The following is a 6,758-nucleotide window of genomic DNA, read 5'->3' as shown; positions in this document are numbered from 1 at the left end:
GTGCTCCTGAGCACCGCCATCACCGAGCCCGGCATCCCGGTCGACGTGACGGTCAACGCGCTGGATGTGAACGGCAACCTGGTCGATACGGCGACCGATGACATTTACCTGATCACCAGCACGGACGCGGCGGTCGATCCGGTCATCGACACCATGCTCGGCTCGCTGGTGGCCGGCACCCTGACCGCGCAGGTCACGTTCTTCACCACGGGCATGAACTACATCATTGAAGTGGGCGACGACGTGAATGCCGGTCCGCCGACCATTACGGGCACCAGCGCCATGTTCGACGTCGATTCCAGCGGCGCCGACTACCTGGCCTTCGACACCCCGCCGGCCGGTCCCGAAGTCACGAACGTCACCTGGGCGACCCAGCCCGTGGTCAGCGTGCGTGACATCTTTGGCAACGTCGTGAACGTCAACGGTCGCCCGGTCACCCTGACCGAGGACGGCGCGGGAAGCTTCGGCGGCACCAACCCGGTGAACACCGTGGCCGGTATCGCGACCTTCACGGACATCGACTTCGACACTTCCGAGACCATCAACGTGAGCGCGTCCTCGGGCGCCCTCATCGGCCCGGCTTCGGTTGCGGTGACCGTGGGCAACAACGCGCCCACCTTTACGAACCTCAGCAACTCGGTGGTGTGTCCGCTGAGCACCGTGCCGGCTCCGATCTTTACCGTGACGGGCTCGGCCAACGACGCGGGCCAGAGCGTGACCTTCACCGAGGCCAGCGATTCGTGCGGCGTGTTCGCCATCGATGCCATGACCGGTGACGTCACGGGAACCTGCCCGGCGGTAATCACTAACTGCACCTATGAAGTGACCATCTCCGACGGCACCGACATGGTGACCGACACCCTCGAGATCGTCGCGGCCAACAACGTCTACTGGGCGGCGGCCGCTGCGGCCGGTGCGGGCGATGGCAGCAGCTCGAACGATCCCGACACCCTCTCGAACATCAACGGCGCGGTAGCCGCGGGTGACGTGGTGCGACTGCTCGACGGATCGGGCGGCGATTACACGGCAGCATCCGAAAACCGACTCCTGAATTTGGTGGCCGGTGTTCAATATTATGGCGGCTTCGAGGTCGGCGACGTGCTGCACTCCGACCGCGACCTGAATACCGGCGCGACCATCCTCGATGGCGCCGGCATGGCCGACAGTGTTGTTGTGACGGCAAACAACACTGTGCTCAACGGTGTTACGATCACCGGGGGTGAGGCCGACTCCGGCGGCGACGGTCTCAATATCGGAGGCGGGGTGTTTGTCTTCGGTAATACCGGTGTCGAAATTTCCGACGCTACGATTTCCAATAACACAGCCACGAACGGTGCCGGAATCGAAGCGCAAGACTCCTCGCTCACCCTCAGCCGCGTGATGTTCTTCGGAAATGCCGCAAGCAACAACGGCGGTGGCATGCGGGTAACGTTCAGTGGGACGGTTGTCGCTACGGATGTCACCTTTGAAAATAATACCGCGGGCAACTTAAGTGGCGCACTGGGTCTCAACCGAAGCACTTCAGCCCTCAACCAGGATGCGACGCTGACCAACGTTCGTTTCATCGGCAACAGTGCTGCATCTAACGGCGGTGCGATCCGCATCTTCAGTGGCACCATGGCCGGGACCAGCGATCTGACCATCAACAACGGTTTGTTCGTCGGAAATACCGCTGACCAGAACGGCGGTGGCATTTTTGAGGAGGTTGGTACCGGCACGCTGACAACGACCTACAATCACACCACCTTCCGACGCAACCGGGCCGACAATGATGACAGCGGCACCGGCGATGGCGGCGGTATCTACTGCAACGTCGGCACGGAAACCCCGACAATTGCGAACTCCGCATTTTATGACAACGAAGACGGCAACGGCGGCGCTCCGCTGACCGCCGACGACGCGATCAATTGCGCGGCGGCCACGGTCGTCAACGACACCTGCGCCGAGCAGGATCTGGCGACGCCCTACACCGATTCGGGCTTCGTCCAGGCCTTCTCCGATCCCTTCGAGTTCGTGGAGTTCCAGGACAACGTGTTCCTCAAGGACGGCTCGGTCTGTCAGGACATCGGCGACAACGCGGTGGCCACGACGGCCTTCGGCGCAGCCAATGCCCACGACGACCTGACAACGCGCATCGACCAGTCCACAGAGGCGGATGTCGACGGGGCCACCGCCGGCACGCCCGACGCAGGCTTCCATCTCACGCCAGGTGCCAAGCATTACGTGGACCTGAACGCCACCGGCGCGGCCGACGGCACTTCGTGGACCGACGCCTTCACGCATCCGCAGGACGCCATCGACGCGGCCTCCGCGGGCGGCGACCGTGCGGGCAACGTTCTGGGTGACGTGATCTTCGTGGCGAACGGCACCTACCGCGAGGCGACCCTCACGGCAAACGACGACGTCTTTACCCTGACGGATGGCCTGTCCATCTTCGGCGGGTTTGAGGGCGTGGGCGGTGCGGAGAGCACCTCGGTCGCGGGTCGCAATATGGCCGGCGGCAACAACCTCTTCAGCGCCTCGCGTGCCACCGTGATGAGCGGTGATACGGATTCCTCGGGCAACAAGAACGCCGGGGATTCCGATGAAGTCGTTGAGGTGCCCTCGGCTGGAGCCCACAACGTCATCGACGGCATGCGAGTTGAAGGTGGCTTCGACGATACCGGCGGCGATGTCGCAGGACTGATTGCCTCGGACGCGGATCAGATCCTGCTTCGCCGGGTCGACATCACCGACAATCAGACCTCGAGTGGAAATACCGCGGGACTCTATGTCGGCTGCAGTGTCACTGGAACGCGTGCGGAGATTTCCGCGTCGTCGGTTTCCCAGAACACGGCGGGTGGATTCGTCGGTGGCGCGCTGATTATCGACTGCTCCGACGCCTTGGTCGATCGCACGGTGTTTGACGGAAACACTGCAGCCAATACGGCTGGCGCCCTCAACATCAGCGCAGAGTTCGAGCCGGGGACCTACGTGGTCCGTCACTCCACCTTTGCCAACAATGTTGCTGGTGCTACGGCTGCCGGTATTCAGTTCACCAGCAATCAGGGAACGACGCTCCGCGTGATCAACTCGGCGTTCAGCTCGAACAGTTCGGCCGACCACGGCGCAGCAATCGCCGTGTCCGATACCGGAACGGATCCGACTCTGGAGATCGTCAACAGCTCGTTCCATAACAACGATGCGAGCAATAACAACGTATTCGCAGTCGCGGGTGTGGCAGGAACGCCGACGGTCACTGTTCGTAACTCGGTGTTCTATGACAATGACAACGGTAACTCGACGGACGCAGAGCTCGGCGGTGTCGGCACGCTGACCGGCGACGCCGACAACTGCGGCGAGACCGCGGCGGCGGACACCGACACGACGCTGGTTGCTGGTCCCAATCCATTCGTGATTGCGGACGTGCTGAGCCTGGGTCACCTCGACGACATCAGCAATGGCGACAACTTCGCCGATGCCGACGGCGTGGCTGAACTCTACCTCGATCAGACGAGTGCCTGCGTGGACAGTGGCACGAACGCCCAGGCGGATGCGGCCTACGATGCAACGGGGGCTGCTACCTCCGAGTGGGAGAGCCTGACGACCGAGGGCAGTGCGCCGACGATGAAGGTCGATACCCGCGCGAGCGGCGTGGACGCGGGTGTCCACTACCCCGAGAACTAAGGAACTGCCCCGGGGCCTCCTGAAACGAGGAAGGCTCCGGGGTGTTCTGAACTCCCGGGCAGAGGAAGAGATTGACTGCCGCGAGGCCCAAAGGGCCGACCGGTTTTGAGAATGGGTCAGAATTTTAGGGGGAAGAAGATGAATCGCTTCTGGGTCCTAGTGAGTTTGGTGGCGGCGATCGTGATCGCCGGAGTAGCGCCCGCGCATGCGCAGGCCGAGGGTGCGTCGCTTCGCAAGCGTCTATCGGGTGAAGCATTCGTGGGCCTGGACCGGCTCGCCGGCAAGTCGAATCTGTCGCTGGGTGTGGCCGGAACGTGGTTCTTCGCCACCGAGCAGACCGACCGTGCGGTGCAGTTTGGCTTCCGTCCCGAGGTGGGCTTCACCCGCATCGAGAACTTCAACGGCAGCGCGCACGAGTATTTCTTCACGGCCAACCTGGAGATGGACATCGTCTCTCTCCACGCGCTGGGTGAAGTCTCCGACGCGCTGGTGCCCTACCTCTACGTGGGTGGTGGTTTCGACTACCTGACGTCCGATGTGGGCAACGTGCAGTCCGACCAGAGCGGCGGCCTGTTCCAGGTGGGCGTGGGCGCGAAGATCTACCCGCTGCTCAACCTCTACATCGCGCCGCAATACACCTACATTCAGGCGCTCGGCGCGACCGAGGCAAGCCACCACCGGCTGACCGCCGCTGTGGGCGTCTCCTTCTAAGCAATTTCAAGTTCGCCGAACCGGCGGGCTGATCGAGGAATCCGCGGCACGCCTCCCGATTTCGGGGGGCGTGCCTTTTTTTGTGGGGGAGAGAACTACTTCATTCCCTGCTCCCCCATCGGGGGAGCTGTCACCGAAGGTGACTGAGGGGGGGGCGGTACCTGCACAATCCAGTCCTGGTCGCCGCCTTGTTGACCCCCTCAGCCCGACTGCGCCTGGCAGCTCCCCCGGTGGGGGAGCAGGGGCGGGTGAGATTTATTGTGGCCAAAAAAAGCGGACTTATATACTTGACACACCCACATATACCCCGTATATTTGGGGATGTGAGGTAAGAGGTTATGGCGCTCCCGGTTCTCAATCAGCCCCAGTTTCAGGATGAAGACGCGGCCCACGAATATCTGGAAAAGATTCGCTGGCCCCACGGCGTGACCTGCCCCAAGTGCGGGGTGGAAAACGTGAAGGTCTACCGGCTGAATGTGAAGCGGGCAAAGAGCACCCGCAAGGTGCTGAAGTGCGGCGAGTGCCGTCGCCAGTTCACGATCAAGACCGGCACGATCTTTGAGGACAGCAAGATTCCCCTGACCGTGTGGCTACAGGCCGCCTACCTCATGTGCGCCAGCAAGAAGGGCTTTAGCGCCCACCAGCTCCACCGCTATCTGGGCGTCACCTACAAGACTGCGTGGTTCATGGCCCACCGCCTGCGCGAGGCCATGGCCGACAGCGAGTTTGTGAAGCTGGGCGGTGCTGGCAAGGTCGTGGAAGCCGACGAAACCTTCTGGGGCAACAACAAGAAGCCGGGCCAGCCCGGACGCGGCTACCAGCACAAGATGAAGGTGTTTAGCCTCGTGGAGCGTGACGGCAACGTGCGCAGCTTCCATGTGGAGCGGGTCAATGCCAAGACGCTGCGCCCGATCCTGCGTGAGCAGGTAGAGCAGGCTACCCATGTGATGACCGATGACGCTGGCCAGTATACGCGGCTCAGCGAGGACTTCGACCAGCACAGCGTGGTCAAGCACAGCACCGGGGAATATGCTCGTGGGCCGGTCTACACCAACACCATTGAGAGCTTCTTTGCGGTGATGAAGCGGGGCCTTCACGGCACCTATCACCACATCGGAGAGCAGCACCTCAAGCGCTACTGCGGGGAATTCGACTTCCGGTATAACAATCGTAAGGTCAGCGATTTGGAGCGAACGGTCAACGCGCTTAGCGGCATCGAAGGCAAGCGCCTGACCTATAAAACAGTTGGTTAAGCGAAACCGCGACAGCGCTGGTTGACAATCACCCGGCGCATTGATACTTTGATATTGAAAACTCTGAACCGTGGCCTGTGCCCGGTGTAGGATTTGAATAACCCCCGGCGCGTCCGGGGGTTACTGCTTTATGGCTTTGGCCAATCCACCATGCCGTTTAACTCGTCGCCACGGTCATTCAGGCGGCTCACGTCGAGCACGCGGCAATCCCCTAGCTGAAACCACACCTTGTTGTCGCAGCATCGGCGCAACGGGTAGTAGGCCCGGTGAGCCGCATATGCGACCCAATCGGCGGCCTGCACAAAATAGGACTCATGCGATATTCGATCAGATACGTCCTCGACAATGTTAAGGAGCTTGTGGTCAACGACAGCGCCAGTTCCGAATTTCCCCTGAACGTCGTTGTGTCGCCGCATCCGGCGCACCAACCGCTTGATAAGCTCCGCGTGGCCAACGTCTGGCATGAGCGTGGCGAAGGATTCGTTTTCGACGGCAAAACTCTGAACCCGCTCAATCGCGCGCACCCAGCCCTCAATGCGTGGATCAATGCGGCCTCTCGCCTTGATCAGGTCCTTCCGAATAACCACACCAAATACTCTGAAATACCCGGTGTCGTTAAGGACCTGGAGCGCGCCGTGGTAGATGCGCCGCCGCTCCGCCTCAGTTAATCCGAACCGCTTGAGCGCTTTTCCTCGCCCGAGATGGTGACCCTTCAGCTCGAAATCCATCGGAATCCCATGCTCAATACGCAGGGCCGTTCTGAATGCCTTGAGGGCATCCAGCGCGGGAAGCCACTGGTCGGACCGGACGAGGACGCACCCGAGCACGAATGCTTTGGATATGGTGCTCCTGTAGCCGGAGTCGCCGGATTCATCGAAGTATGCGAGATACATCGCCCAACCGTAGCCGCTAATGACAAATATGTATTATTCTGCCCATTTTCTTGTTATCTTTGGAGCGCGATGTGAACGAAGAAAGAACAGCCCAAGCCCGACCTGAACCCCGATGACTTCCACGACATCGACTTCGACGCCGTGGCCCGGAAACTAGTCAAGAGCCCGCCGAAGAAGGCGAAGAAGAAGACCCCCAAGAAGAAGGGCCGCAGCTAGCGGCCCTTTTGTTTGGGTG

Annotated in this window: 4 protein-coding genes; 3 read left to right on the top strand and 1 reads right to left on the bottom strand. The window is 61.3% G+C overall.

Features of this window, described 5'->3' with window-relative positions; translation table 11 throughout:
- From KDH09_13610 to KDH09_13600, 3 genes are all read left to right on the top strand, one after another.
- On the top strand, positions 1 to 3,666 hold a 3,666-nt coding region (locus KDH09_13610), incomplete at its 5' end, for a hypothetical protein (GenBank protein ID MCB0220731.1).
- Between the two features lie 138 nt (positions 3,667 to 3,804).
- A complete protein-coding gene (locus KDH09_13605) occupies positions 3,805 to 4,377 on the top strand; it encodes an outer membrane beta-barrel protein (protein MCB0220730.1) in 573 nt (190 codons plus the stop codon).
- 338 nt (positions 4,378 to 4,715) lie between these two features.
- Positions 4,716 to 5,630, top strand: a complete 915-nt coding sequence (locus tag KDH09_13600; protein ID MCB0220729.1) for an IS1595 family transposase — start codon at positions 4,716 to 4,718, stop codon at positions 5,628 to 5,630.
- A 128-nt stretch (positions 5,631 to 5,758) separates the two neighbouring features.
- On the opposite strand, the gene KDH09_13595 is transcribed toward KDH09_13600, so the two are convergent.
- Positions 5,759 to 6,523, bottom strand: a complete 765-nt coding sequence (locus tag KDH09_13595; protein ID MCB0220728.1) for a DUF3800 domain-containing protein — start codon at positions 6,521 to 6,523, stop codon at positions 5,759 to 5,761.
- Between the last annotated feature and the right edge of the window lie 235 nt (positions 6,524 to 6,758).

Source organism: Chrysiogenia bacterium, from assembly GCA_020434085.1.
Classification (GTDB): domain Bacteria; phylum JAGRBM01; class JAGRBM01; order JAGRBM01; family JAGRBM01; genus JAGRBM01.
Note: the sequence above shows the minus strand (reverse complement) of the source record. Positions and strands in the feature narration are given on the sequence as shown.